Below are 25,655 nucleotides of genomic sequence, written 5' to 3' on the forward strand. Positions count from 1 at the left end.
TGCGTTCAGCTCCGTGCGGTGCCGGTCTGCCAGACGTCCAGGGCCCCGTCCCCGTACAGGCTCCTGACGGCCCGCTTGTCGTACTTGCCGACGCTGGTCTTGGGCACGGCGTCCATGAAGGACCACCGCTCCGGGATCCACCAGCGCGCCACGCGCCCGCCGAGGAACGCCCGCAGCTCGTCCCCGCCGACGGCGGCTCCGGGCACCAGCGACACGCAGGCCAGGGGGCGTTCCTCCCAGCGCGGGTCGGGCACGCCGACCACGACCGCCTCCAGGACGGCGGGGTGCTCGATGATCGCGTTCTCCAGCTCGATGGTGGAGATCCACTCGCCGCCGCTCTTGATGCCGTCCTTGAGCCGGTCGCTGACCACCACCCAGCCGCCCGGCTCGATCACGCCGAGGTCGCCGGTGCGCAGCCAGCCGTCGTGGAACTTCTCCGGGGAGTCCTCGGTGTGGAGGTAGGAGCCGGTGACCCAGGGGCCGCGCAGTTCCAGTTCGCCCACCGAGTTGCCGTCCCAGGGCTGTTCGGTGCCGTCCTCCGCGATGAGCCGCACCTCCACGAAGGGCATCACGCGGCCGCTCTTGGCGAGCCACTGGACCTCCTCCTCGTCGGGGGTGCCGTGCGGCGGGACGGCGAAGGTGGCGAGGGGGCTGGTCTCGGTCAGTCCCCAGCCCTGCTTCAGGCGGACGCCGTAGCGGTCCTTGAGCCGGGCGAGCAGGGCGCGCGGCGGGGTCGCGCCGCCGCAGCCCGCGAGCCGCACGGTGCTCAGGTCCAGCGGGTGTTCCTCGCCGTGGTGGACCAGGCTGTTCCAGATGGTGCAGATCGCCGCGACCGCGGTGGGCCGCTCCTCGTTGATGATGCGGGCCAGGTCCGGTGTGTGCAGCTGCCGGCCGTTCATGATCAGGTCGGAGCCGGCCAGCCAGGCGGCGTACGGCCAGCCCCAGGCGTTGGCGTGGAACATGGGCACGATCGGCAGGACGCGGTCGCCGTCGTGCATCGCGAATCCGGCGCCGGCGGAGACGCCGAGCGTGTGGAGGGTGATGGAACGGTGGCTGTAGGCCACGCCCTTGGGGTTGCCGGTGGTGCCGGTCGTGTAGCAGAGCGCCGCCGCCTCCCGTTCGTCGAGGTCGGGCCAGTCGTAGCCGGGGGTCTCGGCGGCGAGGAGCGCGTCCCAGCGGTGTACGGCGATGTGCGCGGGCAGGTCCGGCTCCGGCGCGTCGCCGATGACGACCACGTGGCGCACGCCGCCCAGCCGGTCGCGGAGGGGGCCGAGCATGTCCAGGAGGCTCGCGTCGACCAGGAGGACGGCGTCCTCGGCGTGCTCGACGATGTAGCCCAACTGGTCCTGGTGCAGGCGCAGGTTGAGGGTGTGGAGCACCGCGCCCATGCTCGGTACGGCGAGGTAGGCGACCAGGTGCTCGGGGGTGTTCCAGGCGAGGGTGGCGACCCGCTCGCCGAGCTGTACGCCGAGCCGGGCGAGGGCGGCGGCGAGCTGTTCGGCCTGGCGTGCGATGTCGGCGAAGGTCTGTGAGGACCGTGCGGTCGGCCCGTCGGAACATCGCACCACCCGGCTGTCCCCGTAGACGCGTCGGCCGTGCGCGAGGATGTCGCGGACGAGCAGTTCGCGGTCCTGCATCGTGCTCTTCATGGTGCGGCCCCTTGAACATCGCGCGGCGGGATGGGGAGACGCTGCGGGGGTGCCGCAGGCTCCGTGGAACGCCGAAGCCGGCCCCGTACGGCGGAGCCGGCTCTGGCGGAGGGTGGCGGCGGTGCGCCACCACCGGTCGTGGTTCCGGGTGTCGGCCGGATCAGCCCGTGTACTGGATGTCGCCCAGCAGCGAGCTGCTGACGTGGTCGTGGTCCAGGAGGTTGACGCGGGCGTTCATCTTGCCGCTGCCGGCCACGAAGGCGTAGTTGCCGCTGCCGCCGGTGATCTTGAACGTCCCGGACGGGTAGACCAGGGTGTCCGAGGTGAGCGGCGCGGAGAGGGTGTAGCTGATGGTGAGTCTGTCGCCGTCGGCCTCGATCATCGTGGCCGTTCCCTTGATGTCGTACTTCCCGGGGATCGTGGCCGTGCACACGACCTCGTCCTGGGTCCAGGTGGCGCTGGTGACGGGCTTGCCGACCGAGGTGCCCTTTCCTGTCACCTTGTAGCCGTTGCAGCCCACGGTGTCGGGATGGACGGTCGCGACCACCGCGAAGTTGTTGGTGATGTTCACCGTGGGTTCGTACGTCTCCGCGGCGTACGCGCGACCGGTCTCGGCGGCGAAGGTGACGCCGGCCGTCCCCCCGGCGATCAGTACCGTTCCGGCCATCACGCCCGCTATGCGCGCGGACCAGTGGCGGGCAGCTCTTCCCATGTTCTCCCCCGAACTTGTCAGATGCCCAACTCAGCCTATGCACAAGGCTGTTGGAGACGAGTTTCCCCGATCGGGGACCCTTCCGTCGAGGCATGCGCACCACTGGCGTTTCGGGCGGGGGCGGGGCCGGCCCCGTCGGGGACGAGGCCGGCCCGGAGCGGCGGATGCCGACCGTAGGCCGTCACCCGCCCGGAGGCGGACCTAGATCAGATCTGCCACCGGAAGCCCATGGTGCCGTCCAGGTTGGCGCTGACGTGCGCCTTGTCCAGCAGGTTGACCGAGGCGTTCATCTTGCCGCCGCCGACGGCCTCGTCGAAGCTGCCGGTGCCGCCGGTGATCGTGAACGTGCCGGTCGGGTACACCATGGTGTCCTCGGTCAGCGGCGCGCTGAGGTGGTAGGTGAAGAAGAGCTGGTCACCGTCGGCCTCGGTGATCGTGACCGACCCGTTGATGTCCCACTTGCCGGGGACGGTGGCGGTACACGCGTCCTCCTTCTGCGACCAGGTGCCGCCGCCGGTGATCCGGTTGCCGGAGACGGTCCCCGAACCGACCACCTTGTAGCCGTTGCAGCCCGTGGCGTCGGGGTGCGTGGTCGTGACCACGCCGTAGTTCCCGAGGCCGGTGAACGCGCTGGCCCCGGGCGGGGTCGTCGCGGCGTTCGAGATGCCGGTGGTGCCGCCGACGACCAGCGCCGCGCCGGCCATCACGCCCGCTATGCGCGCCGAACGACGGTGAGCCATCCTTGCCATGTTGATCCCCCGCACTTGTCAGTTCTCGATGAACTCCGGCCACATCTGGGGCCGTTGCCGACAGTTTCCATGATCGAGGGCCGTTGCGGCGAGGAATTCAGGCCAAAGTTCCGGAACGCGGTGCCCGACTTCCTGTATCCGGACGCCCCTCTTCCATGTCTGCGCGGAGCACGGCGGGTTGACCGGCTCGGCCTCCTGTTGGCAGGGTGGACAACAAGCTGTCGCCCACCCTGCCGACAAGGAGGTGCCGTGCCCCCCGCACGACGTCGGCGCACCCCGGACCAGGCGCGCGCCGAGATCCTGGACGCCGCCACCGAGCTCATCGCGCGGTACGGGCCCGACGGCGCCGGACTGCGCCGGGTCGCGGAGGCGGCCGGGGTGACGCACGGGCTCGTCACGCACTACTTCGGGACCTACCGCGCCCTGGTGCGGGCCGTCCTGGAACGCGAGAACGCACGCAAGCGGGAGCTCGTACGGGAGCGGATGCGCGCCGACGGGAGCGTGCCGTACGCGAACGGCATGACGGAGGTGCTCTTCGAGATCCTCGCCGACGAGCGGTACGTCCGGCTGTGGACGTGGTCGCAGCTCCACGGCTGGGACGACGAGACCGCCCCCGGCTCCCCCACGAACCTCTCCCGCCTCGTCGACGTGATCGAGGAGGGCGTCCGCTCCGTGCTCCCCCCGCCGGAGGGGCCCGACCGGGAGCGGATCGAGACGGTCGTCCTGCTCGCCATGTCCGGGGCGTACGGCTACGCCCTCGGGCGGCGCTACTGGCTCACCGACCTCGGGCACGACCCCGACCGGCCCGGCCACGACGCCGCCTACCGCACCGCACTCTCCTCTGTTCTCGCCGCCTATCTCGGAGGGCTGACGCCGTGACCCGGTACGACCTGGACATCCTCGCCTCGGACCGTGAGCGTGCCGACGCGGAGGAGCGGCTGCGGGCCGCCGTCGAGAACGGGCGGCTGCCGCTGGCGGACCTGTCGGCGCGGCTCGACGAGGTGCACGCCGCGCGCACCCGGGGCGACCTGGAGGAGGCCTGCCGCGGCCTCCCCCGCCCCGGCCCCCGGGACGCGCTCGTGGTGGACCGGCCGCCGAGCTCGCGGGGCTTCGTCGCCGGTGTCTTCGGCGGCTTCGAGCGGAAGGGCGCCTGGGTGGTGCCGCCCCGGATGACGCTCTGGTCGATGTGGGGCGGCGGCCGGATCGACCTCACCGAGGCACGGTTCAGCAGCCAGGACACCGAGATCCGCGCCGTCGCCCTGTGGGGCGGCACCAGGATCGTCGTACCGGAGGACATCGAGGTCGAGGTGCGGGGCTTCGGGCTCTTCGGCGTCTTCGACAAGCGCGCCGCCCGGCGGATCGGGAAGCCGGGCACGCCCCGGGTCGTGATCAGGGGCCTGGCCCTGTTCGGCGCCGTCGTCACCCGCACCGGGAAGCAGCGGAGCCGACCCTAGGGCGAGTCCGGGCGGCGGCGGAGAGATGGGTGCCGCCACGGATGGACGGCGCCCGGGAGATCACCGAGAATTCCGGGGATCCCCCGAGCACCAGGAAAGTCCGCCGTCATGCTGTTCGCCGTCGCCGCCCTCGGCATCGCGCTCTTCGCCGTCACCCTGTGGTGCGCCGTCACCGTCCTCCGGACGGAGGACCTGCCCCGGTGGCGCCGCTTCTTCCCGCTCGTCTGCCTCCTGGCCTCCGCCGCGGCCAGTGCGCTCCGCGCCGTCGACATTCCCGGGCCGGCGGCCGCCGTCGCCTTCCCCCTGAACCTCGCCGCCCTCGTCGTGGCCACGTCGGAGATGCGGGCCGCCCGCCGGCGCCGCGCGGCCTCGGCACGGGGCTGAGCCGGCCGCTCAGGACGATCGGCGCGACGGTCAGACGAGGACCGCTCCCACGACGGCCGTCGTGGCTACGACGATCAGCGTCAGGACGTTGAGGGCGATCTCCCACCGCCACCCGCGTTGCTCGGACTCGGCGTCGAGGGTGAAGCGGGACGGGTCGTCGGGCACGTACCGGATCGTGACGTCCCGGCCGCGCGAGCCCGCCGGGTCCTGCAGGCCGGACTCGCAGTGGGCGGTGACCGCCGCGCCCTCGCGGGTGGTGAACGAGACGACGGGCACCACGGTGGTGGAGGTGTGACCGTCGTCGTCGGTGCTGACGCGCCGGAGCACGGCGGTGACCCGTCCGGGCGCGGTGGACAGCGACGCCAGCGCGTCGATCCGGCGTCGCGCGTCGCGCACGTTCCCGGGCAGGTGGTACGCGCCGGAGACCGCCCACGGCCAGCCGAAGCCGAACAGGGCCCAGGGCCAGCCCCGTTCGATCGCCGTGACGACCACGAGACCGGCGTAGACGAGGAAGGCGGCGAAGTTCGGCCATCCGAGCCCTCGTCCGGGCCCGTCGAGGTTCGCGGTGAAACGGTAGGCGTGCGGCCGGCCGGCGGGGTAGCGGACGCCGATCTCCCGGCCCGTCCAGGCCGTGGTGATCCGCTCGCCGCGCTCGCCGTCGTTGGTCACGGTGAACTCCGCCCCGGTGGAGGGATCGCGGAAGGTGACGACCACGGAGATCCCGTCGCTCGGGGAGCCGCCGTGCCGTGGCGCGCGCACCCGCTCGATCCGCCCCACGGTCGTGACCGTCCGCTGGGCCCGGGTCCGCCCCGCCAGCGAGCGCCCGTACCCGATCAACGCCCACGCGCCGAACACCCCGCACCACAGCGCGAGATACCCGTGCAGTCCCATGCGTCCTCCTCCCGCCCCCGCGGCTCACCGTGCCGGCGTCCGCCGCACCACCTTGCCCTGTCCGTCGGCCTCCAGCGAGGCCGGGCCCCCGGGACCGGTCACGGCGACCCGGAGGGTGAGGGAGCCGGTGAGGCGGTCGGCGGTCAGCTGCCAGGTCCGCGCGGAGGGGACGCCGAGCGTGGTCCTCGCCTCCTCGACGAGCGCGGGGATCCGTGCGTACGGCAGGGACCGCGGGTCGAAGCGCGGGCCCCGCGTACCGGTGGGGGCGAACACAACCGACACCAGGCGTTCCTGTACGACGACGCTCAGCGCCTCGCGCGTCCCCGCTCCCCCGGTGAGGGATGCGACGGCCCGTCGCAGCTCGCCCTCGTCGAGGAACGAGCGGCCGGCCCCGAGGGTGACGCTGCCGGACTCCGCGGACACGGCCACGGTCCACGAGGCGGAGGAGGCGGAGGGCCCCGGGGTGGCGGGCGGGAGCGCGGTGGCGTCCCGGCCGAAGAGGTCCGCGCGGAACAGCAGGATCACGGCGGCAGCGCCGAGCACGAGGCCGAGGAGGGTGACGAAGCCGACCGCGGTGCCCTCCGGGGGTTCGGCCACCACGGCCGCCCCGGGCGCGGAGTCGAGCCGCGCGCCGGCCGCGCGCTCCTCCCACTGCGGCGTCGGCCGCTTCACGATCCGCACCCGCCACGGCCGGTCCGGCGGGTACGCGACCACGACGACGCCGCCCGGCCGGTAGTCGGGGAGGTCGACGACGTGGACGTCCTGGGTGACCGTCACGCGGAACGGCGGCGCGTCGTCCGGTGCGACGGTGAGCTCGAACCGCACGGGTACGTCACTGGTCTCGCCCCGGACGGCCTCCCGGTCTCCGACCAGCGCGAGGGCCGTGCGGGGGGCGACGGCCGCCTCCCGGGCGCGCCGCGGCGCACCGGCGAGGTGGAGGAGCAGGCCGTACACGAGGGGCACGACGAGGCCCGCGACGAACAGCGGCACGCTCTCGACGACCGTGCCGACGACGAGCGCGGCGGGCGACAGCCCGATCACCCCACCCGTCAGGAACCCCCGGGCCAGGGCGGCCGTCCGCCGGCCCGCGGAGGTCCGTTCCGTGGTGATCGTCATACGGACGATTGTGCCGGGCCCCGGTGCCGGCCGACAGGCCTTCGCACGGGTCCTCGCGCGCCCGGCCCCCGCACGTCCCCGCCCGGCGGCCCCTCAGCGCACCCCGTCCCAGAGGAGCCGCTCCCGGGCCCGCGGGTCCTCGACGGCGCCGGATCCGCTCGCGCCGGTGAAGGTCATCGTGGTGCGGTGCGTCCTGTCGTACGCCTTCCAGCCGGGACTGCCGGTCTTCGCGAAGGAGACCCAGGCGCCGTGCACGGCGTCCGCGAGGGCCTGGGGCGGGTCGGCCCCGAGCAGCGGCGCGTACGACGGGTCGTGGAGGCGGTCGAAGACGAAGGGCAGTTCGAGGGCGTGGCAGGCGCCGAGCGCGCCGTCGAACCGGGGCGAGCGCCAGGCGAACTCGTACAGGTACGAGCCGGGGACGGACTCGGCCAGGCGGACGGCGGGGATCCGGTAGAACCAGTCGGTGGCCACCGCGTCGAGGAGTTCGCCGGGCGTGGCGGCCGGGCGGGCGGCCCGGTAGGCGGGGAGGGCTTCGTCCGGGTCGAGGCCGTAGGCCGCGGTCATGGCGCGGAGCGAGGCCTCGGGGAAGACGTCGAGGCGCTCGGTCGGGACGAGGAACAGCCGGTACTCCTCGCGGTTGCTGCCGATGAGGAGGTCGACGCCGCGGTCCGGTCCGGGGAGGGCGAGGCCCTCCTGTACGGGCTCGAACGGCATCATGTTCAGGACGGCCTCGCCCCAGCGCGCCGGGTCCGGGTCGGCTCCCACCTCGGCCCGCAACTCGGCCTGGGCAGACACGAGTTCCTCCAGGGGAACGGTCTCGAAGGCCTCCGGGGTCGGCTCGATCCCCAGCTTCTCCGCCAGCCGGGCCGCGATCAGCTCCGCCGACCGGGGGCGCAGGAAGTGGTGGCAGGCGCCGCTCTGCAGGATCGCCCGGTGGAACAGCCCGCGGGCCTCCTCGGCGGTCAGCAGGGCGCCGATGCTCATCGCGCCCGCCGACTCGCCGAAGACCGTCACCCGGTCCGGGTCACCGCCGAAGGAGGCGATGTTGTCGCGGACCCAGCGCAGCGCGGCGATCTGGTCGAGCAGGCCCCGGTTGTCGGGGCGGCCCGGCAGGCGCAGGAAGCCGTCGGCCCCCAGCCGGTAGTTGAGCGTGACGCAGACGACGCCGTCCCGGGCGAAGGCGCTCCCGTCGTACGCGGACGCCGAGCCCGAGCCGTTGGTGAACGCGCCTCCGTGCAGCCACACCATCACGGGGAGGCCGGCGCCCGGCTCCGGGGCGGGGGTCCACACGCCGAGGTTCAGGCACTCCTCCCCCGGGACCACGTCGTCCGGGATGAGGGCGTCGAAGGGCGGGGCGTAGGGCGCGTGCGGCGCCGTCGGTCCGTGGGCCGTGGCGTCGCGCACCCCCGTCCACGGCTCGGGCGGGGCGGGCGCCCGGAACCGTCGCGCGCCGAACGGCGGGGCGGCGTAGGGGATTCCGAGGAAGGAGGTCACGCCGTCGGGGGAGGTCCGGCCGCGGACCTCCCCCTGCCGGGTACGGCACACCGTCATGCGGACAGGACCTCCAGGAGCGCCTTGCCGAACTCCTCGGGGCGTTCGAGGTGGACGGCGTGGCCCACGCCGGCCACCGCGACCTCCCGCACCGCGCCGCCGGCCGCCGCGTAGCGGTCCAGGACGTACCGGGTCTGGGCGATCATCGGCTGCGCGGGGGTGCCGTCCCAGCCCGGCACGGCGCCGATCGCGCCGAGGTGCGCCAGGTCGAACATCGAGGTGTCGGAGACGATGATGTCGTCCTCGCCCCGGATCCACAGGACCGGCGGCTTGGATTCGAGCAGGTGCAGGTCGTCGACGCGGAAATGGGTCGGGGCCATGCAGTTGAGCACCCCTCGCGTGCCGGGCGCGATGCCGGGCCAGGCGGCGGACGGCCTGCTGTCGCCCGGGTAGTGGTCGTCGCCGAGGCGGGTGGCGAGCATCGACTCGACGTACTCGTCCTCGTACGCGGGGCGCAGCGGCGGCTTCACGTAGCAGGAGGTCAGGACGGAGCGCGGGGAGGTCGGGGAGTCCTCGCCGCGGTCGCCCCCGGCGAGCCGCCGGACGAAGTCCGGGTTGGCGGTGCCGCCGCCCGATCCCGCCCCGTCCTCGGAGTTGAGGGTTCCGTCGACTCCGTGCGTGCCGCCGAAGCCGTACGGGGAGACCGGACTGACCAGGGTGACGGAGCGCACCGCGGCCGGGTGGTCGCGGAGGTACTGCATGACCACGCCGCCGCCCATGGACCAGCCGACGAGGTGGGCCCGGTCGATGCCGAGGGCGGTGAGCAGCTCGGCGAGGTCGTCGGAGTAGTCGCGCAGGCCGCGCGTGGCGTCGACGGGCAGCGGGTCGGTGCCGCCGAAGCCGCGCAGGTCGACGGCGAGGGGACGGTAGCGGTCCGGGAGCGTGGTCAGGGTGCTGTGCCAGAAGGCGGAGGAGGAGACGTTGCCGTGGACGAAGACGACGGCTTCGCCCTCGGACCCGGTCTCGGTGATCTGCTGGGTGAGTCTGCCGGTGGTGACACGGCGGGTGCGCAGGGTGGTCATGTCCTCAGGTCCTTCAGGAGAGCCAGGTGGCGACCTGGGCGGCGGCCGCGCCGTTCCAGCCCAGTTCGAGGTGGTTGGCGGCCGCGATGGTGGCCTTGCCGCCGACGGTGGGGACACCGGTGGTGTCGAGCGCGCTGGAGATGAACACGACTCCGTCGCTGGGGCCGCGGTTCTCGTTGAAGATGCCCACGATGTCGGCGGATCCGCCCGCGAGCAGGTAGGTGGTGACGGACGCGGGCACCCCGGCGGCGTGCAGCGGGGCGATGAGCGACCCGGCGTCGACGGCGGCCTGGATGCCGCTGCCCGCCGTGTAGAAGCCCTGGCCGCCGTAGTACGTGGTGTACCAGTCCTGGGCGGCGCCGTCGACTCCGTACACCCCGTCCCAGCGGGCGAGCATCTGGCGCTGGCCGGGGTAGTTGTCCTGACCGCCGGAGGGGGTCATGGAGAACTCGGGGTGCGCGGTGTAGGAGCCGTAGCAGGTCATGTGGGAGTGCGGGGAGGGTGCGTTGACCGTGCCGCCGCACTCCGGCCAGAGGGAGAAGTCGTGGGCCCAGCCGTGGGCGTACGGGTAGTCGTAGCCGCCGTTCGGGCCGCCGAGGGTGATGAGCTTGCGTACGTCTCCGGCGTACGCCCGTCCCCAGCTCGGCTTCAGGGACGACACGTACGCGCGGGTCGACATCTGGCCCTTGCTCCAGCCGACCAGGTCGACCTTGTCGACGCCCAGCCTGGCCTTGATGACGGCGAGGGCGTCGCCGACGATCTGGGCCTGCATCAGGTTGTCGCCCTGCTTGTGCGCGAAGCCGACGGCGAAGACGCGGTGGCCCCGCCCGGAGAGGTACTGCATCAGCCCGGTGGAGGGGCAGGTGGCGGCGCCGCAGCCGTAGCCGCCCGATTCGCCGGGGTTGGCCCAGGCGCGGTCCGCGGTGTCGTTCGCCCCGTGCACGAGGAGGACGGGGGTGGTGCGGCTGCCGGTGTTCCAGCCGGGTGCGGAGTAGAGCAGGAAGCGGCCCGAGGACGGCCGGGAGACGCCGCCGAAGTACGTGACCCGCTTGCCGTCCTGGTCGCCCCGGCCGTCGGCGGGGAAGCCCTCGGTGCGGAATCCGGTGGTCGTGTCGGCGTAGCGCTCGACCTTCTCCCAGCCGTTGGTGACGGTCCCGGCTCCGTAGGTCGCCTCCAGGGTGAGGTACGGGGGAGCCGCCGCCCCGCTCGCGGTGGCGGGCGCGGCGAGGACGCCGGCCGCGACGACACCGAGCACCGCCGCGAGCCGGGCCGCGCGCTGTCTCCACCCGCTCCTCGGACTCCGTCTGTCGGCCATGGTCAGGCTCCCCCGCTCGTGCGCGCTCGGCGCGTCCGCCCGATGTCCGTCCCGGCACCGGGTCCGCACACGGTAGGCGGCCCCGGACGCCCAGGGCATGGGGGCGCACCACACATCGGGAGCGGTGCGCATGGTGCCCGGGCTCAGGGACGCGGGACGCTCTTCTCCGGACGCCGGTCCTACGCTTCGCAGCCGTACTTCTTCGCGAGGTTGACCGCGGCTTCGCGCACGACGGCGGCGCTGTTGCGGAGGGCGGTGCTCCGGTCGACGAGGCCCTTCTCCTCCTCCTGCGAGGGCGCCTTGAGCGTGACGGTCATGTACGGGGCGGTCGAGCCCATGCGGGCGGCGCAGCCCGCGGGCAGGGTTGCCTCGGCCTCCTCGGGGAGCGCCCAGCCCTTGAATCCGGGTCCGAGGGGGACGGAGTCCTTCCTGGGGCCGGAGTCGTGCCGCTCGTCCGCGATGATCAGGTTGAAGACGCCCCGGGGGTAGTCGCTGCCTGCGTTGGCGCGCATCACACCGCACCCCTTGAAGACCTTGAGCTCGCCCCCGCTCGGGCTGTCCCACTCCTCCGCGCTGACCTCGCCGCCCTTGCCGTCGTCGATCAGTTCCGCGGTCTGCCGGCTGAGCGCCCCGTGACACAGGGTCTGCGGCAGCGGCGGCCTCCCCCCGTCAGGCCAGAGGCTCGCCGTCACGACGGCGACCCCGGCGGCTCCGAGCACGAGGGTCAGCGGCAGCCATTTCTTGTCCATCGGTCACTGTCCCATCGCCTTGTCCGCGTCCCCCATGCCGTTCTGGTACCACTGCTCGGTGATCGCCTGGAGGTGGTCCTCGTACTCGCCGGGGCTGGCGTCCAGCTCCTGTTCCGTGAGTCCGCGGTACGTCGCCATCCCGCGCAGCATGCCGTACAGCTCCTTCTGCCCGTAGTCGTAGTGTTTGATCATGTTCTCGCGGGTCGCGGCGTCGACCTTGGCGTTCTCGTCGTTCACGTGCGCGCTCAGACCCCAGTCCACCGCGCGCTGGACCCCGTCGCCGGCGACCGGGAGAGGAGTCAGCAGCCCGCCGTAGACGTGGTAGTTGACCATCTTCTTCCAGTTGTTGGCGTCCTTCTCCGCCTGCCCCAGGTCGTAGATGACGTCGCCGCGCACCCCGTCGAGGTGCCCGAGCACCGAGGCGGACTGCTTGGTCCAGGCCCGCAGCTCCTCGTCCTCCGACCGGAAGGACTCCGCCGGGAACCGCGCGAGCCCCTCCCCGGTGACCACGGTCTGCGAGGCGTGGACGGCCTTGTAGGCGTTGGGGTCCTCGGCGGTGGCGCGGATGATCCGGGTGAGGTCGCCCCGGTCGATCTCCAGCCCGTTGAAGTCCGTCGGCCCGTCCATCTTCTTGCCCAGGATCTGGTGCACGTCGGAGCCGTAGTCGGCGATCATGTCGGCCATCGGCAGGCGCATGGAGACGGGGACGGCGCTCTGGTCCGTCCTGAGCTCCTGCGTGTACTCGCCCATCACCCGCTCGAAGATCGCGGTCTCGGCGCCGTCGTGGTGGGCGGGTACCGGATGCATCGGCGAGCCGGGCACGCGTCCGGTGGCCGCCGCCTCCAGCGCGAGGCCGAACTCGGCCCGGGCCGAGGTGTACTGGGTCTCCGTGGGCATCCTGGTCTCGACGTCGCCGCCGGGCCACTCACGATCGTCGAGGAAGTACTTCAGGTTGTCGGTGGTGTTCGGGTCGAAGTAGTGGGTGGAGGCGGCGGGGTTGCGGCTCATGGCGTTCAGCAGGCCCTTCATCGGGTCCTCCTGCGTGCCCTGCCAGTTCCTCATGTGGCCGCCGTACGGGTCGTCCGCGTGGGTCTCCCAGTCCCGGACGGCGTCGGCGACCTCCGTGAGGAAGGCCTCGCTGTACACCGGGTCGCCCTCGTCCTTCTTCCAGGGCGAGGACTTCTCCTTGGGGTCCTTGTCCGGGTCGTACACCGCGTCGTCGCCGGAGTCCGCGGCCATCAGCTTCGTGAGCGTACCCAGTCCCGCCGCCCCGCCCCCCAGCTGCCCCGGGTGGCGGTTCGGCAGTCCGTTGCCGTCGCGGGCCAGTCCGATGAGGCGATCGGTCCACGCCGAGGTCGTGCCGCCGGGTGAGCCGATCGGGGAGTCGGGCCCCGTGGCCGTGGCGAGGCTTCCGGAGAACGCCTTGTAGAGGCGGGCGTCCGTCGCCGAGACCGAGCCGTCGCGGCCGCCGTGCTCCATGCTGCCGGCGAGGAGGAGCACCGCCTCCTGGCCGTCGCGGCCGTTGTAGCTGAGACGCGTCATCAGCTCGGCGGAGAAGGCCGGGGAGTCCTTGCCTCCCTCGACGAGGGTGAGCAGTCGCTCCCGCTCCTCGTCGTCGAGGTACTCCCAGCGGGCGTACAGCTTGGCAGCCTCTCGGCCGTTCTCGGTCTGCCGCTTCTCCTCCGCACGCAGCCTCTTCGCCTCCGCGACACCCCCGATGTCGGTGCTGCCGAAGTCGTTCGGGTGGTTCTTGATCAGGGCGCGCAGGCCCCAGGCGCACAGCTCGTCGGCCTCGGCGGCACGCTGCAGGATGCCTTCGATCTTGCCGCGCAACGCCTCGAACTGCGCCTCGGTGGCCAGGGGTTCGGTACTGTTCGCCGGGCGCCGGTCGGGGTGCACCCGGTGGCTGAGGACGCCGTCCGGGTAGATGGTGATGCCCGGCGGCGGGTTGTCGTACGTGGCCTTCAGATCGTCCTGTGCGGACTTGAGCAGCGTGTGCGCGTCCTGGAGGAGGTCCCGTACGGACGTGGCCTCGGTGACGGCGTCGCCGAACTCCTTGGCCGTCTTGGTGACGAACTCCTTTGTCACGGAGGCGTTCTCACCGCGCCACGTGGACTTGTCCGCCTTGGACGTCATGGCCGACGCGTCCGTCCTGAGCCGCGTCAGCTTGGCGATCATCTCGGTCCACTGCGTGGCGGCGGTGTCCATGGGGCCGAGTTTGGCGTTCAGTAGCTGGTCGAACGTAGGCATGTCCGGATCGGCTCCTTACCGGAAGTACGTGGCGATCCGGGACGCGGACACGGCGTCGTCGGCCCCCGGGGCGACCGGGCCGACCGTGCGCAGCCGCGTCGCGATCCAGTCGTCCTCGGCCCGGTTGGACTTCTTCGTGTGGTCGAGGTGGTTGGAGATGTGGGCGCACGCCTGGAGGAGGGTCCTGACCTGGGTCTCCCAGGTCCTGTTCACCTCGCTCAGGGCCGCACCGGCATCGAAGCCGTCGCCCTTCAGGCTCACACCGGCGGTCTCGCTCGCCGCGTTCGCGTGCTTGCCGGCCGGTTCGAGACCGTTGCACAGGCCGTACGCGGCATGGCCGATGTCGCCGAGCTCGTCGTCCTCCACGACATAGTCCCCGGACCCCTTCGCGGGGGTGGAACCTGCTGTGCCGCCCGCCTTGTTCAGCCGCATGGCGACAGCCGCCTTCTCCGCGGCCCACTCGTCTTCGAACGACACCGTCGACACCCCCGTGTCCGATCGCAAAGGCTTCCCGGCCGACCACGCTAGGCACTCCACCCCGGGCCCGCCACAGAATGTCGATCATAGGTACGACTTCTTGACGTGGGCCGGTACGACGGAACGCATCAGCGCAAAAGGGCAGGTCAGAGGTGGGCCCGCTACCGAAAGATGGGTGTTGGCATGTAGAGACACCCCGACGGAGATCGCCAGGCCTTCGATCCGACGACGATCACCGTCACACGATGGGCCTACGCCATGGCAAAGCGCGGAGCGCGCCTCAGCGGTCGCCCGCGAGTCCGCGATCGGGTGCGCTCATGTCTCCGGTGACGGGAGTTCCGTCGGCACGCCCGTAGCGCAGGTAGACGACGCCCTTGGGACCGGCCACCGGAGGTTCGAGGAGCGTGAGGTTGCCGGGCAGGGAACCTGTGTCGAACACCCTCTTCCCGACCCCGAGCACGAGGGGGTGCAGCCACAGGTCGAGACGGTCGAACAGCTTCTCGCGCACGAGGGTCTGCACGAGGTTCAGGCTGCCGACGACCTTCACGTGCTCGTGCCGGTCGCGGATCTCGCGCACGGCGTCGGCGAGGTCCGGACCGAGCTGCGAGGACCCTGCCCACGAGAGGTCCGGCCTGCCACGCGAAGCCACGTACTTCGGCACCCGGTTGAAGAGCGTGGCGATCTCGTTGTCCTCGCCTCCCTCCTGGTGCGGCCAGTAGGCGGCGAAGATGTCGTACGTCCGCCGGCCGAGCAGGAGCGCATCCGTGCCTTCGTACGCGGCCAGAATCTGCGCTCCCGTGACCTCGTCCAGCAGGGGCGCCTGCCAGCCGCCGAACGGGAAGCCCAGGGGGTCCTCGTCCGGGCCGCCGGGCGCCTGCGCGACAAGGTCGACGGTCGCGAACAGTTCGATCTGGATGAGGCCCATGGCCTACTCCCGGGAAGTCGAGCCGGAACTGGTCGCCGGGTTCACCGAACAGGTGTGTGCCACGCGGACCCGGGCCGCCGCGCGTCAGGACCGCTCGACGGCGACCTTGATCCGGAGGCCGAAGCCGGGAGCGTCCTTGCGGGCCGCGCGAACCGCCGGGCCCAGCAGGATCCGGCCGAGTCCGTGGCCTTCGAGCACGTTGAAGATCCGGACCCGGGTGCGGCCGTCAGGCAGCGGTTCGAGATCGTAGCCGCCCTCGGCCGTGATGAGGTTCTTGCTCTGCTCGCTCCAGCGGATCGTGCGCGGCACGTCCAGGCTGGTGATGCGGAACTCGCGGGAGGTCTTCATCCCGGCGTCCTTCACGGTGCTGCGGAAGACCGTCCCGACAGCGGTGGGACCGTCGGGAGTCTTCGTGATCTCCAGGACCCGGGGGCTGAACTCGGGATCGTTCCGGCCGTCGGCGAGGTAGGCGAAAACCTCCTCGACGGGTCGGTCGACCTCGACGCTGGCCTCGAACTCTCCGGACATTGCGGCTCCTCGCTGTGTGCCCGGCGTACGCTTCACGGCCAGGATCCCAGAGAGACTCCCCCGCTGCCTCCCGGCCGCGAGACAGCGGGGTTCCGGACCCCCGTCCGAGACGCCCGCGCGTCTCGGCGCCGCGCCCGCCTCCGGCCCCTCGTACGGGCCGCCTGCCGAACGACCCGACGCCACCCGTGTCAGTCGAGGACCGCGGTCGCCTCGATCTCGACCAGGTGCTCGGGAAGGTCCAGCGCTGCCACACCGATCAGCGTGGCCGGCGGAACCGGCACCAGCCCGAGCCTTCCGGACGCCCGGGCGACTCCGTCCAGGAGCGGGGACATCTTGTCGGGCGTCCAGTCGACGACGTGGACGGTCAGCTTCGCCACGTCGCGAAACGTCGCCTCGGCCGCGGCCAGGGCGGTGGCGACGTTGAGGTAGCACTGCTCCACCTGAGCGGCCAGGTCGCCCGGGCCGACCGTGGCCCCGTCGGCGTCCTGGGCGACCTGTCCTGCGATGAAGACCGTCCTCGTACCTGACGCGATCGCGACCTGCCGGTAGGCGTCGACGGTGGGCAACCCCTGAGGGTTCACCAGGGTGATGGCCATGCGGTTCCTGCCTCCTCGTGCTCTCTTGTGGTGACTCGGAAACCGTAGGAGAGTCAGCGCTGACGTGGAAGAACGCACTTTTCGGTGACGGGGGAACCGCAAGGTGACCAAGCAGCTCAACGGCTCGGGCGCGGCCGAGGACGAGGCCGACGTGAGGCGGGCGGACTCCCTGGCGCGCGAGATCTTCTCCGACATCGCCAACAAGTGGGCCCTCCTGATCATCGAAGCGGTGGGCGACCGCACCCGGCGGTTCACCGAACTGCGTGACGACGTCGAGGGCATCAGCCACAAGATGCTCACCCAGAACCTGCGCCTGCTCGAGCGCAACGGCCTGGTCGTCCGGACCGTCCACCCGACCGTGCCGCCCCGCGTCGAGTACACCCTCACGGAACCGGGCCGCGCTCTGCGCGCGACGGTCGACGGCATGTGCGACTGGACCCACCGCCACCTCGCCGAGATCGAATCCGCGCGCCACCGCTTCGACGGCCACTGAGCCGACCGGACCCGTCCACGAGCGGCGCGCGCCGGCCGCACTCGGTGCACGGCGTTCCTGAACGATCTCCGTTGGAGCGCGCCACCCGAGTCGGCATCGAGCAACGACTTCGACCCCACCCCTTGTTCGATGTTTAGCTAACTTGTTAAATAGATGGCATGACAGATACTCAGGACGAGGCGAGCGCCTTCCGTGCCCTCGCCGATCCGACGAGGCGCCAGATCCTGGAGGACCTCAGGGGCGGCGAGCTCGCGGCAGGTGAGATCGCCGCCAGGTTCGCCATCAGCGCGCCCTCCATCTCGCGGCATCTCGGCGTCCTGAAGGGAGCCGGACTGGTCACCGAGCGACGCGAGGGCAACCGCATTCTCTACGCACTGGCCGAAGACCGCCTGGCCGCCTGCGTCGGCCGGTTCCTCAGCGCCGTCTGCCCCGAGCAGATCGTGCTCCGCCACACCAAATGGCGCCCCAAGGCGCAGAACGAGGGATCATGAGGCAGCCACGGCTGAACAGCGTCGTCGAGCGACGGCTCCTGGTGAACTACCGAGTCGACCCGGACGTCGCAGAACGACTGCTTCCGGCGCCGCTGCGTCCGCAACTGGTGCACGGCCATGCTGTCGCGGGCCTCTGCCTGCTGCGACTGGGGAGCGTCCGGCCCACCTGGACGCCCAAGGTCCTCGGACTGCGGAGCGAGAACGCGGCGCACCGCATCGCCGTCGAGTGGGACGGACCGGACGGCGTCGAGACCGGCGTGTACATCCCGAGGCGCGACACCGCCTCGCGGCTCAACGTCTGGGCCGGAGGCCGCCTCTTTCCCGGCGAGCACGGTCGCGCCGACTTCGACGTACGCGAGACGCCCGGCCGGATGAGCGTCGCGCTGGCCACGCGGGACGGTGACACCCGGGTCGATGTCACCGTCGAGCTGTCCGACGAACTGCGGGGCAGCGCCCTCTTCGCCGACCTCGCCGAGGCCTCCCGCTTCTTCCGGGGCGGGGCCAAGGGCTTCTCGGCCACCAGCTCCGGCCGGCACCTCGACGGCATGGAACTGCGGACCGACGCCTGGCACGTGGAGGCCTGCCGCGTACGCTCCGCCGCATCGTCCTTCTTCGACGACCCGGAGCGCTTCCCGCCGGGGACCGCCACCCTGGACTGCGCCCTGGTCATGCGCGATGTCCCCGTCAACTGGCGGCCGATTCCCTCGATGCCCTCCGAACGGGCCGCTCGGCTCGCAGGCTGAGCGTCCCGAGTTCCTCGAACGGCACGTCCGGCGGATCGCGAACCACCCCTGATCGTCGGCACCGACGGTGCTCGGCGAGGCCCCGCCGTCGCCGCCCTCACCGACGACAACCGGCCGGCCGTGGCGGTGGGGCTGATCGCGTAGACCTGACGGCCGGCGACCAGGAGCCCGCGCGGCGTCTCGATGGCGACAGGAATCGGCTCCTCTGCGTTGCCACCGTGCCGAACCCCTCGGAGAAGCGCCGAGCACGCGCTTCTCGGCCCGGGGTCTGAACCGCCGTCAGCACTACGGAATGCCGCCCGCCGCCGCGGATGCCCTTCTGCGGGAGGCCGGCCGGGAGGGCAGGACCGCCCCGCTCCCCGGAGAGAAGCCCCGGAGCAGCAGCTCCGGGGCCTCTTCGTAGGGGACCAGTCAGGGGGACGGGGGCCGCCGAGGCGGTGGCACGGCCCGCAGCAGCTCCCACAGGGGCCGTGAGGTGCTTGCCCACTCACCCAGCATGGCGCGGTCGACCAGATGCAGCCGCTGCGAGCGGGCGAAGTCGAGCGCCGGCTTGGAGAACCTCCCGTTGGTGACGAGGACGACGACATCGCCCTTGTGCACGGGCCGCCCGGTCCCGTTGAGGACGTGCAGGTCGGGGGTTCCCACCGCGGCTCCGGACATGCCGGCCCGACGGTGCTTGCACTGGATCACCCACTGCCGCCCGAAGGGATCGGTGGCCTTCACGTCGGCGCCGTTGTCCCCGGCGCCGCCGACCTGCACCGCGTTCACGCACCCGTCGCGCCGCATCAGGTCCCGTACCGCGTGCTCGAACTGCCGGTGATGCAGCGCGTCCAGCTGCGTCAGCGCGTACCGAAGCCCCTGGGAACGCACCTGTTCCCACCGTGCGGCCCGCTGCCGGGTGACCACCCAGGCTGCCGTCGCCCCACCGACGAGGAGCACCAGGACGACAGGGACCCACGGATGCGCGCGCACGAAGTCGACCACCGCCGCGATCACGGCCGCCGCGATGACCAGGCCGCCCAGGGCGAGGAGGAGTTGTTCGGTGCCGCCAGCCTTACGTGACCGCCGCCGGGCCGGGCGCCGGCTCACCGCCCGTCTCCGTTCCGGTCCCACTTGATCGGGTACGACACCGTCGGCACCGGACGCGGCACGGTCTGTTGCCACCCCGGCCGGCGAATCGGATACGACACGGCCGGGACCGGCGCCGGTGCCTGGCGGGGTGTCGTCTTCTCCCAGCCCGGCCACTTGATCGGGTACGTCAGCGCCGACGAGGACCGCGGCGCCGGTAACCGCTCCGTGCCCGCTCCACCGTCCGTCGCCGTGCCGGAGCCGCCGAAGAGGAACACAGCCGCCACGATCCCGATCGCGAGCGCGGTCTGCTGACTCGTTCCGGCCGGCGCCCTCCAGTGCGCCCGCACCACAGTCCCGTCCTGCTTGGTGTATCCCTTGACGAACGGCAAGGCCGAAGCCCCCTCCCCTTGATCGGGCGCGCGCTCCCCGCGCAACCGACCAATGTAGAGGCCATCACTGACAGTGGGTCACCTATCGGCCACCCGTCGTGATCTTGAGTCGTCGGCGGGAGTCGCACGACGGAAGCCACGATGTTGCCCGGTCGTCCGATGACCACGTGACCGCACGCCGCACCCTCCGCGCTACCGCAGGTCCCCGACCGCATCCGTGCCGCCCGGGCCGACCTCCGGTGGTCGCACCGGCACGCGCGGTGCTCGTGATCGATGTTCCGCCGTCGGTGGTCTACAGACGGAGGGAACCGCGGGCCGATGGCCATGCGCCGGTGCCGTGGAACGGGCCGGTTCCCGCAGTCGCTCGGATGCGTCGCGGCAGGGGGAGGCACCACCGACCCGGGCGCCGAGAATCAGAGAGACCGCGGTCGTGATGCTGACGCACATGATCCTCGACCCGCCCACAACCGCCCTCGATCCCACAGAGCTCTACCCGGCAACAACCGCCGAGCTGAGCCGACGATTCGCTCGGATCCACTCCGCGCTCGGAACCCAGGACCCCCTCTGTCGCAGGTTCTGTCTCCATCGAGATCGCGACGGGCCTGTCTCGAAGTCGGGTGTGAGCTTGTGACAAGATCGCGGGATGCTGCGACTCACCGATTTCATCATCGACTGCCCCGACACGATGAAGCTCGCGACCTTCTACTCCGAGGTGACGGGCCGTCCGGTCAAGGAAGGCAGCTCCGAGGAATGGGCTGGCATCCAGTTCGGCGAGATCGAGCTGGCCTTCATCCGGGTGGACGACTATCGCGCTCCGCAGTGGCCCGACAGCGAGCACCCCAAGCAGTTCCACCTCGACTTCGAAGTGGACGAGATCGAGTCCGAGCAGCGCCGCGTCCTCGACCTCGGCGCGACGCTGCGGCAGGACTTCATCGGCCCCAACGGCTACGGCTGGCAGGTCTACACCGACCCGATCGGCCACCCCTTCTGCCTGTGCCGCAACAAGGGCGTCGTCTGGACCGACCAGGGCCCGGTCTGGCCCAAGCGCGACGCATGAGATTCCGGTGATGGAGAAGAGCGACATCACGATCAAGCTCGGCCCCGACGAGGCCCTGGTCCTCTCGGACCGGCTGGAGCGAGTACAGATGACAGGTCTCAGCCGCCTGGTCGACGATCCGGCCGTCTGGGCCCCGATCCACAAGATCGCGGGAACACTGGACAAAGCGCTCCCTGGAATCTTCGCCGCAGACTACGCCGAACGTCTGGAAGCGGCCCGGCGCCGTCTCCGGACGGGCACGGGCAGCCTCGCCGAAGAGCGAGACGGCTGAGCTGCCCTCACCCGGCACCAGCGCGCTTCAGTCGCCGACGGTGAAGCGTTCTCCTACGTGGCTGGGGGCTTCGATCTCGTCGACCAGGGCCACCGCGTAGTCCTCGGCGGAGATCCGGCTCTTGCCGTCAGAGTCCACGACCAGGTCGTCGAGGGCGGTGCGGTACGTGCCGGTGCGCTCTCCCGGCTCGATCTGCGCGGCGGGGCTCAGGCAGGTCCAGCGGACGTCGCCGACGGTCTGGTAGAAGTCGAGCGCGTCGCCGTGCGCGTGCATGATCTGGAGCACGAACTCGGGCAGCCCGTCGGCGTCCCACACCTGAGCACCGTCCGGTGTGCGCAGCGAGCCGGCGCCGCCGACTGCGATCAGGCGCGGGGCGTCGGTGCCGAGCGAGCGCAGGCCCGCCACCAAGGCCTCGGCAGCAGGCTTGAGGATCGCCTGGTGTCCGGGGCCGTCACCGCCGCCGACCGCGCTCACGACGACGTCCTGGCCCTCGGCGACAGCAGCCACCGAAGCGGCGTCCAGGACGTTCCCGGTCACCACCGTGAGGGCCGGGTGCTGCTCGGTGATCTTCCGGGGGTCGCGGACGACGGCCGTGACCTGATGGCCGCGGTCCAGCGCCTCACGACGAATCCGGCTGCCGATCGTGCCGGAGGCACCGAAGAGAGCGATCTTGGCCATGAAGGGAGTCTCCTCTGACTGCACCTGAGCTGGAGAAGTCACGCTAGCCACGGAGAACTGCCGGGCCGGGCAGGCTCGCCTGCATGTCGTCGATCAGCCGCCGGGGCCAGACGGGCGGCCTCTCGACACGGTCTACAACCTTTCGCGACGTCAGGAAGTCGAAGGGGTGTACAGCACCGGATGGCTTGGAGGGCTCTGTGGCACGAGTACGTACGGCGGTGGCCGCGGCGGCGTTGGTCGCGGCCCTGGCGCCGGTGACGTTCGGGGGTGCTGCGGCCGTCGCCGCGCCCGTGACGACGGCCGCCGCCGGGACCGCGGCGGAGGCCGGGTCGGTCGGGACGGTAGTCCAGGAAGGCGGCCGGCTGACCGTGCCGGCCGGTGAGGAAGGCGCGGTGACGCTGCGCTTCACGGCCACGCTGCCGGCGGGGACGCAGGGGCCCGTGAGCGGCATGCTCCGCCTGCCCACCACGTTGGTGGCGAGTGCCGGCGGTTCGCCGGTGAGCGAGAACGTGATCCGCTCCACCTGTACGGTCAACGGCACGGCGTACGGGGCGTGCCCGTGGCACATGCCTTTCGTGCGCGCGGGCGAGGAACAGGACCCGCCGTCCCTCGATCTTCCCACGGTGCCGGCCGCAGGAACCCTGACCTATGCCGTGACCATGGACGCGGACCGGACCGCGTCGGTCCTGGGCCACCCGGACGCCCGGGTCGAGCTGAAGGACAGCACGGGCACGGTGGTGGCCGGGGGGACGGTCCGCCTCGACTTCGTCCCCGCGACACCGCCTCCGAGCCAGCGCGGCGCGCTGCACGCCCGGGACAAGCAGGGCGTGCTGTGGCGGTACGAGGGCACCGGTGACGTGACCCGGCCGTTCGCGACGCGCAAGCGCGTCGGCGGCGGCTGGAACGCCTACACCGTCGTCACCCCGCTGTTCAGTGCCACCGCCGGGGGGACCGGCCGCCTCGTGGCCCGTGACCGGGCCGGGGTCCTCTGGTACTACGAGGGGACCGGCAACCCCGCCGCCCCGTTCGCGCCCCGCGAGCGGGTCGGCGGCGGCTGGAACACGTACACCGCCCTCGTCGGCACCGGCGACGGCAGCCTGGTCGCCCGTGACAGGGACGGCGTGCTGTGGCTCTACGAGAAGACCTACGAGGGCTACAGCCGGCCGTTCGAGCCGCGCAAGCGCGTCGGCGGCGGCTGGAACACGTACAACGCCCTCGTCAAGTCAGGCGGGTGGGACGGGGCTCTGAGCCGCGACAAGGACGGCGTGCTGTGGAAGTACGACCGCCAGGGCTGCATCCCCTGCGCGCCGTTCGAGCCGAGGCAGCGTATCGGCGGCGGCTGGAACGTCTACACCGCCCTCGCCGGTACGGCGGAACTCGGACGGGACGATGTTCCCGATCTGGTCGCCCGCGACGCCGCCGGCAAGCTCTGGCTCTACCGGGGTGTGCATGTCCCCGAGCCCGGCTCGTACTGGGGGCTCATCGGTCCCGGCCCCACCCGTAGCCTCATCGGCGGCGGCTGGAACGTCTACGACCTGATGTTCTGAGCAGTTCCCCGCCTCATAGGTCACGGGAGGGGCGGCGGTTCACCGGAGAAACGCTCCGGCTCGCCCGCGCCACCGACCGACCAGGATCCTTCTCGCCCCATTGGACGTCACCGAGTCCTGAGCACCCGGGGGCGAGCCGAGTACTCGACGCCGGGCTGGGGAGGCGCACCAGTACGGTGCTGAGCATGATGGTCACCGCAGGCTTCTACGAGGTTCCCGGTACGGACATCCCCGGGATACTCGACGAGGTCGCTTGTCAGGGCGTTCCCGTGTTCACGCTCTCCACCGCCGGGCGGACCGACAAGGAGGCCTTCTTCGGGGCGGTTCAGGAGACGCTTCCCCTGGACCCGCCGCTCGGGCCCCACATGGTGTGGGACGCCCTCTCGGATTCGGTCTGGGGTGGGCTTCATGAGCTGAAGTCTCCCCGCGTGGTCATCGTCTGGCCCGACGCCCGGCCCGTCGCGGACGCCGAGGGTGATTTCTGGATCGCGCTGGAGATCCTCCGCGATGTGGTCGCGGGCCTCGCTGAGGACCGGTACACCGGCGGCAGGCCGACCCAGGTCTCGGTCTATGTCGCCCCTGCCCCATACGAGGGAGAAACCGTGCTGGCGGAGGGTTGAGCGGCTGCCGTCGACGGTCACGTGCGAGACGGATGCATGGGCGTCGGCAGCTGCCCGAGGGTTGGCTGCACCTGCTCTCCATCGCCGTATTCGGCCCTCGCCGGCCCTCCGGGTATGTGCTGCAACGATTCGGTGGACGGCGCGGCCGGGAACAAGCCATCGGTCCACACCGCCGACTGCGCCGAGGCTCCTCAGGGAGCCGTCACACCGTTCCTGGACCGGACAGTCACTCTCGCTGAGCGGCCAGCCGTCCGGCCGTGTGCACTGTTCCACCCGCTCTGGCCCGCAGTGGAAGGAGATCGGCCGTTGCTGTGCCGACCTCGCCCGGCAGGCTCGTTCGGCCGGTGCGCGGGGCTCTGCCCGGCCGCCGGGGAGGGCCATGGCGGCCGGGCGCATGCGGGAGCGGCGAACTATGGTGTCCCACCACATACGCGGCTGACCTGCCACTTCCTACGGTGTGGCGACACCGAAACGTTCCCGTCATCCGCTCGGAAGTGGTGCACATGGCCGCCGCAACAACCGCTCCCACACCCCCCGGTTCCCTCAAGCGCATCGTCGCCGCGAGTCTCATCGGCACCACCATCGAGTGGTACGACTTCTTCCTCTACGGGTCGGCCGCCGCGCTGGTCTTCAACAAGCTGTTCTTCCCCGAGTCCGACCCCCTCGTCGGGACCCTGCTGTCGTTCCTCACGTACGCCGTCGGGTTCGCCGCGCGACCGCTCGGGGCGCTGGTCTTCGGGCACTACGGCGACCGCCTCGGCCGGAAGAAGCTGCTGGTCCTGAGCCTGCTGATGATGGGCGGGGCGACGTTCGCGATCGGGCTGCTGCCGACGCACGCGACCGTCGGGTCAGCCGCTCCCGTGCTCCTCACCGTGCTCCGCCTGGTGCAGGGCTTCGCGCTCGGCGGTGAGTGGGGCGGCGCCGTCCTGCTCGTGTCCGAGCACGGCGACGCGAAGCGGCGCGGGTTCTGGGCCTCCTGGCCGCAGACCGGCGCACCGGCCGGACAGCTCCTCGCGACCGGCGTGCTCTCCGCGCTGACCGCGCTGCTGTCGGACGCCGCCTTCACCTCCTGGGGCTGGCGCGTGCCCTTCCTGCTCTCCGGCGTCCTGGTGATCGTCGGACTGTGGATCCGGCTCTCCGTCGACGAGTCGCCCGTCTTCAAGGCGGCGCTCGCCGCCGCCGAGGAGCGCAGGGCGCTCGCCGGGCAGGTCGAGAAGATGCCGCTCGTGGCGGTCCTGAAGCACCACTGGCGGGACGTGCTCATCGCGATGGGCGCGCGCATGGCGGAGAACATCTCGTACTACGTGATCACCGCGTTCATCCTCGTGTACGCGACCACCCAGGTCGGCCTGTCCAAGCAGACCGCCCTCAACGCCGTCCTCGTCGCCTCCGCCGTCCACTTCGCCGTCATCCCCGCCTGGGGCGCGCTCTCCGACCGGATCGGCCGCCGGCCGGTGTACCTGATCGGGGCGGTCGGCGTCGGCGCCTGGATGTTCCCGTTCTTCCTGCTGATCGACGAGGGCAGCTTCGGCTCCCTGCTGCTCGCCGTCACGGTCGGACTCGTCCTGCACGGGGCGATGTACGCGCCGCAGGCGGCCTTCTTCTCCGAGATGTTCGCGACCCGGATGCGCTACTCCGGCGCCTCCATCGGCGCCCAGTTCTCCTCCGTGGCCGCCGGGGCACCCGCCCCGCTCATCGCGACCGCGCTCCTCGCCGACTACGGCTCCTCGACCCCGATCTCGCTGTACGTGATCGCCGCCGCGCTGCTCACCGTCGTCGCCCTCGCCTGCGCCCGCGAGACCCGCGACCGGGACCTCGCGGACATCGAGGAGCGGACCCCCGCCGACGCCCGCGTCCGCGCCGACGCCTGACCCCGCTCGACGGCCCCGTGCCCCGCTCACCGAGAGCGGGGCACGGGGCCGTTCCG

General features: G+C 71.7%; 28 protein-coding genes. 11 read left to right on the top strand and 17 right to left on the bottom strand.

The window, feature by feature from the left end:
* Nucleotides 1-5 precede the first annotated feature (5 nt).
* From ACFV2S_RS14540 to ACFV2S_RS14550, 3 genes are all read right to left on the bottom strand, one after another.
* The gene (locus tag ACFV2S_RS14540; protein ID WP_385557828.1) at nt 6-1,649 is read right to left on the bottom strand and encodes a long-chain fatty acid--CoA ligase; all 1,644 of its coding nucleotides are present in this window, start codon (nt 1,647-1,649) and stop codon (nt 6-8) included.
* A 160-nt stretch (nt 1,650-1,809) separates the two neighbouring features.
* Entirely contained in the window at nt 1,810-2,316 is a 507-nt protein-coding gene (locus ACFV2S_RS14545; RefSeq protein ID WP_385557831.1) for a hypothetical protein, read from the bottom strand.
* A 251-nt stretch (nt 2,317-2,567) separates the two neighbouring features.
* Nucleotides 2,568-3,101, bottom strand: coding sequence for a hypothetical protein (locus tag ACFV2S_RS14550; RefSeq protein ID WP_383792177.1), 534 nt, complete (start codon nt 3,099-3,101; stop codon nt 2,568-2,570).
* A gap of 258 nt (nt 3,102-3,359) precedes the next feature.
* Here ACFV2S_RS14550 and ACFV2S_RS14555 point away from each other — a divergent pair, with 258 nt between their 5' ends.
* From ACFV2S_RS14555 to ACFV2S_RS14565, 3 genes are all read left to right on the top strand, one after another.
* Nucleotides 3,360-3,989 carry a TetR/AcrR family transcriptional regulator gene (locus ACFV2S_RS14555; protein WP_385557835.1) on the top strand — a complete coding sequence of 210 codons (630 nt, stop codon included), beginning with the start codon at nt 3,360-3,362 and terminating at the stop codon, nt 3,987-3,989.
* Complete coding sequence (locus ACFV2S_RS14560) at nt 3,986-4,564, top strand: DUF1707 domain-containing protein (RefSeq protein WP_385557838.1); 579 nt, start codon at nt 3,986-3,988, stop codon at nt 4,562-4,564. The genes ACFV2S_RS14555 and ACFV2S_RS14560 overlap by 4 nt, the downstream gene beginning before the upstream one ends.
* A gap of 108 nt (nt 4,565-4,672) precedes the next feature.
* On the top strand, nt 4,673-4,948 hold the full coding sequence (locus ACFV2S_RS14565) for a hypothetical protein (RefSeq protein WP_385557841.1): 276 nt from the start codon (nt 4,673-4,675) through the stop codon (nt 4,946-4,948).
* A 30-nt stretch (nt 4,949-4,978) separates the two neighbouring features.
* Here the strand turns inward: ACFV2S_RS14565 and ACFV2S_RS14570 are convergent, their stop codons facing one another.
* From ACFV2S_RS14570 to ACFV2S_RS14620, 11 genes are all read right to left on the bottom strand, one after another.
* Nucleotides 4,979-5,839, bottom strand: coding sequence for a DUF3592 domain-containing protein (locus ACFV2S_RS14570; RefSeq protein ID WP_385557843.1), 861 nt, complete (start codon nt 5,837-5,839; stop codon nt 4,979-4,981).
* 24 nt (nt 5,840-5,863) lie between these two features.
* On the bottom strand, nt 5,864-6,955 hold the full coding sequence (locus tag ACFV2S_RS14575) for a hypothetical protein (RefSeq protein ID WP_385557846.1): 1,092 nt from the start codon (nt 6,953-6,955) through the stop codon (nt 5,864-5,866).
* Nucleotides 6,956-7,048: 93 nt separating this feature from the next.
* Nucleotides 7,049-8,506, bottom strand: coding sequence for a carboxylesterase/lipase family protein (locus ACFV2S_RS14580; RefSeq protein WP_385557849.1), 1,458 nt, complete (start codon nt 8,504-8,506; stop codon nt 7,049-7,051).
* Nucleotides 8,503-9,528: an alpha/beta fold hydrolase gene (locus ACFV2S_RS14585; RefSeq protein WP_385557852.1), complete on the bottom strand. Its 1,026-nt coding sequence runs from the start codon at nt 9,526-9,528 to the stop codon at nt 8,503-8,505. The genes ACFV2S_RS14580 and ACFV2S_RS14585 overlap by 4 nt, the downstream gene beginning before the upstream one ends.
* Before the next feature lie 13 nt (nt 9,529-9,541).
* Nucleotides 9,542-10,843, bottom strand: a complete 1,302-nt coding sequence (locus ACFV2S_RS14590) for an esterase/lipase family protein (protein WP_385557855.1) — start codon at nt 10,841-10,843, stop codon at nt 9,542-9,544.
* A gap of 179 nt (nt 10,844-11,022) precedes the next feature.
* The gene (locus ACFV2S_RS14595) at nt 11,023-11,592 is read right to left on the bottom strand and encodes a hypothetical protein (RefSeq protein WP_385557858.1); all 570 of its coding nucleotides are present in this window, start codon (nt 11,590-11,592) and stop codon (nt 11,023-11,025) included.
* A gap of 3 nt (nt 11,593-11,595) precedes the next feature.
* Nucleotides 11,596-13,842, bottom strand: coding sequence for a DUF6571 family protein (locus ACFV2S_RS14600; protein ID WP_385557861.1), 2,247 nt, complete (start codon nt 13,840-13,842; stop codon nt 11,596-11,598).
* A gap of 15 nt (nt 13,843-13,857) precedes the next feature.
* A complete protein-coding gene (locus ACFV2S_RS14605) occupies nt 13,858-14,319 on the bottom strand; it encodes a hypothetical protein (RefSeq protein ID WP_385557863.1) in 462 nt (153 codons plus the stop codon).
* Nucleotides 14,320-14,599: 280 nt separating this feature from the next.
* Nucleotides 14,600-15,244, bottom strand: coding sequence for a dihydrofolate reductase family protein (locus ACFV2S_RS14610; protein WP_385557866.1), 645 nt, complete (start codon nt 15,242-15,244; stop codon nt 14,600-14,602).
* An 84-nt stretch (nt 15,245-15,328) separates the two neighbouring features.
* Nucleotides 15,329-15,772 carry an SRPBCC family protein gene (locus ACFV2S_RS14615; RefSeq protein WP_385557868.1) on the bottom strand — a complete coding sequence of 148 codons (444 nt, stop codon included), beginning with the start codon at nt 15,770-15,772 and terminating at the stop codon, nt 15,329-15,331.
* Nucleotides 15,773-15,960: 188 nt separating this feature from the next.
* The gene (locus tag ACFV2S_RS14620; protein ID WP_385557869.1) at nt 15,961-16,368 is read right to left on the bottom strand and encodes a RidA family protein; all 408 of its coding nucleotides are present in this window, start codon (nt 16,366-16,368) and stop codon (nt 15,961-15,963) included.
* A 103-nt stretch (nt 16,369-16,471) separates the two neighbouring features.
* On the opposite strand from ACFV2S_RS14620, the gene ACFV2S_RS14625 reads away from it, so the two are divergent.
* From ACFV2S_RS14625 to ACFV2S_RS14635, 3 genes are all read left to right on the top strand, one after another.
* Entirely contained in the window at nt 16,472-16,861 is a 390-nt protein-coding gene (locus tag ACFV2S_RS14625; RefSeq protein WP_385557872.1) for a winged helix-turn-helix transcriptional regulator, read from the top strand.
* 158 nt (nt 16,862-17,019) lie between these two features.
* Entirely contained in the window at nt 17,020-17,352 is a 333-nt protein-coding gene (locus ACFV2S_RS14630) for a metalloregulator ArsR/SmtB family transcription factor (protein ID WP_385557875.1), read from the top strand.
* Nucleotides 17,349-18,095 (top strand): DUF2071 domain-containing protein, encoded by a 747-nt coding sequence (locus tag ACFV2S_RS14635; RefSeq protein ID WP_385557878.1) that lies wholly within the window; start codon nt 17,349-17,351, stop codon nt 18,093-18,095. The genes ACFV2S_RS14630 and ACFV2S_RS14635 overlap by 4 nt, the downstream gene beginning before the upstream one ends.
* 411 nt (nt 18,096-18,506) lie before the next feature.
* Here the strand turns inward: ACFV2S_RS14635 and ACFV2S_RS14640 are convergent, their stop codons facing one another.
* Together ACFV2S_RS14640 and ACFV2S_RS14645 are read right to left on the bottom strand one after the other, a co-directional pair.
* Nucleotides 18,507-19,184 carry a restriction endonuclease gene (locus tag ACFV2S_RS14640; protein ID WP_385557881.1) on the bottom strand — a complete coding sequence of 226 codons (678 nt, stop codon included), beginning with the start codon at nt 19,182-19,184 and terminating at the stop codon, nt 18,507-18,509.
* On the bottom strand, nt 19,181-19,555 hold the full coding sequence (locus ACFV2S_RS14645) for a hypothetical protein (protein ID WP_385557884.1): 375 nt from the start codon (nt 19,553-19,555) through the stop codon (nt 19,181-19,183). The genes ACFV2S_RS14640 and ACFV2S_RS14645 overlap by 4 nt, the downstream gene beginning before the upstream one ends.
* 643 nt (nt 19,556-20,198) lie before the next feature.
* On the opposite strand from ACFV2S_RS14645, the gene ACFV2S_RS14650 reads away from it, so the two are divergent.
* Nucleotides 20,199-20,612, top strand: a complete 414-nt coding sequence (locus tag ACFV2S_RS14650; RefSeq protein WP_385557887.1) for a VOC family protein — start codon at nt 20,199-20,201, stop codon at nt 20,610-20,612.
* Nucleotides 20,613-20,622: 10 nt separating this feature from the next.
* Complete coding sequence (locus ACFV2S_RS14655; protein WP_385557889.1) at nt 20,623-20,883, top strand: hypothetical protein; 261 nt, start codon at nt 20,623-20,625, stop codon at nt 20,881-20,883.
* 27 nt (nt 20,884-20,910) lie between these two features.
* Here the strand turns inward: ACFV2S_RS14655 and ACFV2S_RS14660 are convergent, their stop codons facing one another.
* A complete protein-coding gene (locus ACFV2S_RS14660) occupies nt 20,911-21,561 on the bottom strand; it encodes an NAD(P)-dependent oxidoreductase (RefSeq protein ID WP_385557892.1) in 651 nt (216 codons plus the stop codon).
* A 197-nt stretch (nt 21,562-21,758) separates the two neighbouring features.
* On the opposite strand from ACFV2S_RS14660, the gene ACFV2S_RS14665 reads away from it, so the two are divergent.
* From ACFV2S_RS14665 to ACFV2S_RS14675, 3 genes are all read left to right on the top strand, one after another.
* The gene (locus tag ACFV2S_RS14665) at nt 21,759-23,108 is read left to right on the top strand and encodes a hypothetical protein (RefSeq protein ID WP_385557895.1); all 1,350 of its coding nucleotides are present in this window, start codon (nt 21,759-21,761) and stop codon (nt 23,106-23,108) included.
* 185 nt (nt 23,109-23,293) lie between these two features.
* A complete protein-coding gene (locus ACFV2S_RS14670) occupies nt 23,294-23,728 on the top strand; it encodes a hypothetical protein (RefSeq protein WP_385557897.1) in 435 nt (144 codons plus the stop codon).
* 503 nt (nt 23,729-24,231) lie between these two features.
* Nucleotides 24,232-25,599 carry an MFS transporter gene (locus ACFV2S_RS14675; protein ID WP_385557900.1) on the top strand — a complete coding sequence of 456 codons (1,368 nt, stop codon included), beginning with the start codon at nt 24,232-24,234 and terminating at the stop codon, nt 25,597-25,599.
* Nucleotides 25,600-25,655: the final 56 nt, after the last annotated feature.

The sequence above is a fragment of the Streptomyces sp. NPDC059695 genome, from assembly GCF_042733785.1.
Lineage (GTDB): Bacteria > Actinomycetota > Actinomycetes > Streptomycetales > Streptomycetaceae > Streptomyces.

Coding starts and splice junctions, on each gene's coding strand:
- ACFV2S_RS14595 (WP_385557858.1), bottom strand. CDS start 11,592: ATGGACAAGAAATGGCTGCCGCTGACCCTCGTGCTCGGAGCCGCCGGG.
- ACFV2S_RS14655 (WP_385557889.1), top strand. CDS start 20,623: ATGGAGAAGAGCGACATCACGATCAAGCTCGGCCCCGACGAGGCCCTG.
- ACFV2S_RS14635 (WP_385557878.1), top strand. CDS start 17,349: ATGAGGCAGCCACGGCTGAACAGCGTCGTCGAGCGACGGCTCCTGGTG.
- ACFV2S_RS14620 (WP_385557869.1), bottom strand. CDS start 16,368: ATGGCCATCACCCTGGTGAACCCTCAGGGGTTGCCCACCGTCGACGCC.
- ACFV2S_RS14585 (WP_385557852.1), bottom strand. CDS start 9,528: ATGACCACCCTGCGCACCCGCCGTGTCACCACCGGCAGACTCACCCAG.
- ACFV2S_RS14630 (WP_385557875.1), top strand. CDS start 17,020: ATGACAGATACTCAGGACGAGGCGAGCGCCTTCCGTGCCCTCGCCGAT.
- ACFV2S_RS14615 (WP_385557868.1), bottom strand. CDS start 15,772: ATGTCCGGAGAGTTCGAGGCCAGCGTCGAGGTCGACCGACCCGTCGAG.
- ACFV2S_RS14590 (WP_385557855.1), bottom strand. CDS start 10,843: ATGGCCGACAGACGGAGTCCGAGGAGCGGGTGGAGACAGCGCGCGGCC.
- ACFV2S_RS14600 (WP_385557861.1), bottom strand. CDS start 13,842: ATGCCTACGTTCGACCAGCTACTGAACGCCAAACTCGGCCCCATGGAC.
- ACFV2S_RS14660 (WP_385557892.1), bottom strand. CDS start 21,561: ATGGCCAAGATCGCTCTCTTCGGTGCCTCCGGCACGATCGGCAGCCGG.
- ACFV2S_RS14580 (WP_385557849.1), bottom strand. CDS start 8,506: ATGACGGTGTGCCGTACCCGGCAGGGGGAGGTCCGCGGCCGGACCTCC.
- ACFV2S_RS14540 (WP_385557828.1), bottom strand. CDS start 1,649: ATGAAGAGCACGATGCAGGACCGCGAACTGCTCGTCCGCGACATCCTC.
- ACFV2S_RS14675 (WP_385557900.1), top strand. CDS start 24,232: ATGGCCGCCGCAACAACCGCTCCCACACCCCCCGGTTCCCTCAAGCGC.
- ACFV2S_RS14565 (WP_385557841.1), top strand. CDS start 4,673: ATGCTGTTCGCCGTCGCCGCCCTCGGCATCGCGCTCTTCGCCGTCACC.
- ACFV2S_RS14550 (WP_383792177.1), bottom strand. CDS start 3,101: ATGGCTCACCGTCGTTCGGCGCGCATAGCGGGCGTGATGGCCGGCGCG.
- ACFV2S_RS14545 (WP_385557831.1), bottom strand. CDS start 2,316: ATGGCCGGAACGGTACTGATCGCCGGGGGGACGGCCGGCGTCACCTTC.
- ACFV2S_RS14575 (WP_385557846.1), bottom strand. CDS start 6,955: ATGACGATCACCACGGAACGGACCTCCGCGGGCCGGCGGACGGCCGCC.
- ACFV2S_RS14610 (WP_385557866.1), bottom strand. CDS start 15,244: ATGGGCCTCATCCAGATCGAACTGTTCGCGACCGTCGACCTTGTCGCG.
- ACFV2S_RS14670 (WP_385557897.1), top strand. CDS start 23,294: ATGATGGTCACCGCAGGCTTCTACGAGGTTCCCGGTACGGACATCCCC.
- ACFV2S_RS14570 (WP_385557843.1), bottom strand. CDS start 5,839: ATGGGACTGCACGGGTATCTCGCGCTGTGGTGCGGGGTGTTCGGCGCG.
- ACFV2S_RS14650 (WP_385557887.1), top strand. CDS start 20,199: ATGCTGCGACTCACCGATTTCATCATCGACTGCCCCGACACGATGAAG.